This is a genomic window from Streptomyces sp. NPDC060209 (assembly GCF_042728155.1).
Lineage (GTDB): Bacteria > Actinomycetota > Actinomycetes > Streptomycetales > Streptomycetaceae > Streptomyces.
In genome coordinates this window covers 1-3580 of record NZ_JBHWZS010000495.1, presented here as the reverse complement: position 1 = coordinate 3580, position 3580 = coordinate 1, and the positions used below count along the sequence as shown (strand labels likewise).

At 67.8% G+C, this 3580-nt stretch carries 4 protein-coding genes; all 4 read right to left on the bottom strand.

Annotated elements, in window-relative coordinates; genetic code table 11:
* Positions 1–58: 58 nt before the first annotated feature.
* The 4 genes from ACFWFI_RS41690 to tsf all read right to left on the bottom strand — a co-directional run bounded on the left by ACFWFI_RS41690 (position 59) and on the right by tsf (position 3542).
* Positions 59–1144 (bottom strand): phosphatidate cytidylyltransferase, encoded by a 1086-nt coding sequence (locus tag ACFWFI_RS41690; RefSeq protein WP_387401015.1) that lies wholly within the window; start codon positions 1142–1144, stop codon positions 59–61.
* Entirely contained in the window at positions 1144–1701 is a 558-nt protein-coding gene (gene frr / locus ACFWFI_RS41685) for a ribosome recycling factor (RefSeq protein ID WP_031100531.1), read from the bottom strand. Before frr ends, ACFWFI_RS41690 begins: the two co-directional genes overlap by 1 nt.
* A 115-nt stretch (positions 1702–1816) precedes the next feature.
* Complete coding sequence (gene pyrH / locus ACFWFI_RS41680) at positions 1817–2593, bottom strand: UMP kinase (RefSeq protein WP_387401013.1); 777 nt, start codon at positions 2591–2593, stop codon at positions 1817–1819.
* A gap of 157 nt (positions 2594–2750) precedes the next feature.
* Positions 2751–3542, bottom strand: coding sequence for a translation elongation factor Ts (tsf, locus tag ACFWFI_RS41675; protein WP_387401017.1), 792 nt, complete (start codon positions 3540–3542; stop codon positions 2751–2753).
* Between the last annotated feature and the right edge of the window lie 38 nt (positions 3543–3580).

Below are 3580 nucleotides of genomic sequence, written 5' to 3'. Positions count from 1 at the left end.
GTCCAGTGGACTGCGGGCCCCACCCGTGAAACCGCGGCGCACTACGCCGCCGCCCGGCTCAGCCGGATCCGACGAACAGGACCAGCAGCAGCCACACGACCGGCGCGCTCGGCAGGAGCGAGTCGAGCCGGTCCATGATGCCGCCGTGACCGGGCAGCAGCGTGCCCATGTCCTTGATCCCGAGGTCCCGCTTGATCATGGACTCGCCCAGGTCCCCCAGCGTGGCGCTGGCGGCGACGGCGAGACCCATCAGCAGGCCCTGCCACCAGCTCCCGTCGTCGATCAGGAACTCCATGCACAGGGCACCGGCCACCATCGCGAAGCCGACCGCGCCGAACAGACCCTCGCGGGTCTTCCCGGGGCTGATGCGGGGTGCCAGCTTGTGCGTGCCGAAGCGCCAGCCGACGGCGTACGCGCCGGTGTCGCTGACCACGGTCAGCAGGAGGAAGGTCAGGACGCGCCACGCACCGTCGTCCGCGGTGAGCATCATCGCGACGAACGTGGCCAGGAACGGCACGTAGAACACGGCGAAGACACCCGCCGTGACGTCCTTGAGGTAGCCCTCGGGAGGTTCCGTCATCCGCCACACGAGCACCGCGAGGGCCGTGAGCGCCATGGCGACCCAGGCACCCTCCGCCTCCCGCACATAGCCGGCGACCACCATCGCGGCGCCGCCGACGGCGAGCGGCACGAGGGGGGCGTTGATGCCCTTGCGCTCCTTCAGGCGGGAGGTGAGCTCCCAGAGACCGACCACGACCGCCAGGACGACCACGCCGACGAAGACGGCCTTCACGATGAAGAGGGAGCCGACGACGAGGGCACCGAGACCGACACCGACCCCTATGGCGGCGCGGAGGTCACGCCCCGCACGCTTCTTGTGCGGAGGGGACGGCATCGGGGTGGACATGGGCTCCTGCGGCTTCTCGTCACGGAACAGGGGGCCGCTGACGCGCGCGGCGTCCCCGCTCCGGTCGTCGCGGTCGTCAGCGTCTCTACCTGCGTCGGGAGCGTCCGGCACGATGGGCATGGGCCGAGTCTGCTGGGCGCCGTGCACATCGTATGCAGGACCCGCCGGAGCGGCCCCCATCTCGGGCGCGCTCCAGTAACCGGCTCCCTGCGGGGCGCCCCAGGAAGAGTCGTTCATCAGACTTCGAGCAGCTCGGCTTCCTTGTGCTTGAGCAGCTCGTCCACCTGCGCGACGTACTTCGCGGTGGTGTCGTCGAGCTCCTTCTCCGCGCGGCGGACCTCGTCCTCGCCGGACTCCTTGTCCTTGACGAGCTTGTCGAGCGACTCCTTGGCCTTGCGGCGGATGGAGCGGATCGAGATCTTGGAGTCCTCGGCCTTGGTCTTGGCGACCTTGATGTACTCCTTGCGACGGTCCTGCGTGAGCTCGGGGAACGTCACACGGATGATGTTGCCGTCGTTGCTCGGGTTGACGCCGAGGTCGGAGTCACGGATCGCCTGCTCGATGTTGCGCAGTGCGGTCTTGTCGAACGGGGTCACCACTGCCATCCGCGGCTCGGGAACCGAGAACGAGGCCAGCTGGTTGATCGGGGTCAGCGCGCCGTAGTAGTCGGCGACGATCTTGTTGAACATCGCCGGGTGCGCACGGCCGGTACGGATCGCGGCGAAGTCCTCTTTCGCGACCACGACGGCCTTCTCCATCTTCTCCTCGGCCTCGAGGAGGATTTCTTCGATCACCACGTGCTCCTGCGTGTCTTGAGCGGACCCGGCATCGTCGGGTCCTGCGGATCCTGCGTCGCGTCCTCACCTGCACGGTGTCCGACCGGCAGGCCGTTGTCCATCATCCGGGCCGTCAGGCCCGGGTGCTCCGGTCGCTCACCAGCGTGCCGATCTTCTCACCCTTGACCGCGCGGGCGATATTGCCCTCGGCGGTCAGTTCGAAGACGAGGATGGGGAGCTGGTTGTCACGGCAGAGCGTGATGGCGGTGGCGTCGGCGACCTTGAGGTCTCGGGCGATCACCTCGCCGTATTCCAAGGCGTCGAACTTCACCGCGTCGGGGTTGGTCTTCGGGTCGGAGTCGTAGACCCCGTCCACGCCGTTCTTCCCCATCAGCAGCGCCTCGGCGTCGATCTCCAGGGCGCGCTGAGCCGCGGTCGTGTCGGTGGAGAAGTACGGCATCCCCATGCCGGCACCGAAGATCACGACACGTCCCTTCTCCAGGTGCCGCACGGCACGGAGCGGGATGTACGGCTCCGCGACCTGACCCATGGTGATGGCGGTCTGGACGCGTGAGTCGATGCCTTCCTTCTCCAGGAAGTCCTGCAGCGCCAGGCAGTTCATGACCGTGCCGAGCATGCCCATGTAGTCGGACCGCGCCCGGTCCATGCCGCGCTGCTGGAGCTCGGCGCCACGGAAGAAGTTGCCGCCGCCGATGACGATCGCGATCTCCGCGCCGTCGCGTACGACCGCGGCGATCTCGCGGGCGATGGCGTGCACGACATCGGGGTCGACACCGAGGCCTCCGCCACCGGCGAAGGCCTCGCCGGACAGCTTCAGCATGAAGCGCCCGGAAATCGTGCCGTCGTCGCGCTTGTGGTCACCCTGTGTGGCGTCCGCGCCCTTGTTCATGGAGATTCTCCTCGTGCACATACGAAGAAGGCCATTGCCGGTGGGTCTGTTGTCCCTCAGCGGCAATGGCCTCCTCGTCAGATCTGCGGTCGTACGGCTGAGTGCGGCCGACGACTGCACCAGACCCTATCGGGTCCACCGTTGTTCGCGGACGGACTCAGATGCCGACCTTGATACGCGCGAAGCGCGTCAGGCTGACACCGGCCGCGTCCAGGACCTTCTGGACGGACTTCTTGTTGTCCTTCGCGAAGGCCTGCTCGAGGACGACGACGTCCTTGAAGAAGCCGTTGACGCGACCCTCGACGATCTTCGGGAGGGCGGCCTCGGGCTTGCCCTCCTCACGCGAGGTGGCCTCGGCGACGCGGCGCTCGTTCTCGACCGTCTCGGCCGGGACCTCGTCGCGGTTGAGGTACTTCGGGGCGAAGGCGGCGATGTGCTGCGCGACGTCCTTGGCGACCTCTGCGTTCTCCTTGTCCAGCTGGACGAGGACGCCGACCTGCGGCGGGAGGTCGGGCATCGTGCGGTGCATGTACGCAGCCACGTAACCGCCGGTGAACTGCGCGAAGCGGTCCAGGACGATCTTCTCGCCGAGGTTGGCGTTGGCCTCGTCCACGTAAGCCTGGACGGTCTTGCCGGACTCGATCTCCGAGGCGAGAAGCGCCTCGATGTCGGCCGGGGAGGTCGCGGCGACGTGCGCGGCGAGCGTGTTGGCGACGTTCTGGAACTTCTCGCCCTTGGCGACGAAGTCCGTCTCGCACTTCAGCTCGAGCAGGACGCCGGACGTCTTGTCGTCGGAGATGAGGGCGACGACGGCACCGTTCTCGGCGGAACGGCCCTCGCGCTTGGCGACGCCCTTCTGGCCCTTGATGCGAAGCGCCTCGACGGCGCCGTCGACGTTGCCGTCGGCCTCGTCGAGCGCCTTCTTGCAGTCCCGTCGTCCATGGAGCACATCACGAGGTGGACGCCGGTGTGCGCGGCGGCGAACTC

Coding starts and splice junctions, on each gene's coding strand:
- ACFWFI_RS41690 (WP_387401015.1), bottom strand. CDS start 1,144: ATGAACGACTCTTCCTGGGGCGCCCCGCAGGGAGCCGGTTACTGGAGC.
- pyrH (WP_387401013.1), bottom strand. CDS start 2,593: ATGAACAAGGGCGCGGACGCCACACAGGGTGACCACAAGCGCGACGAC.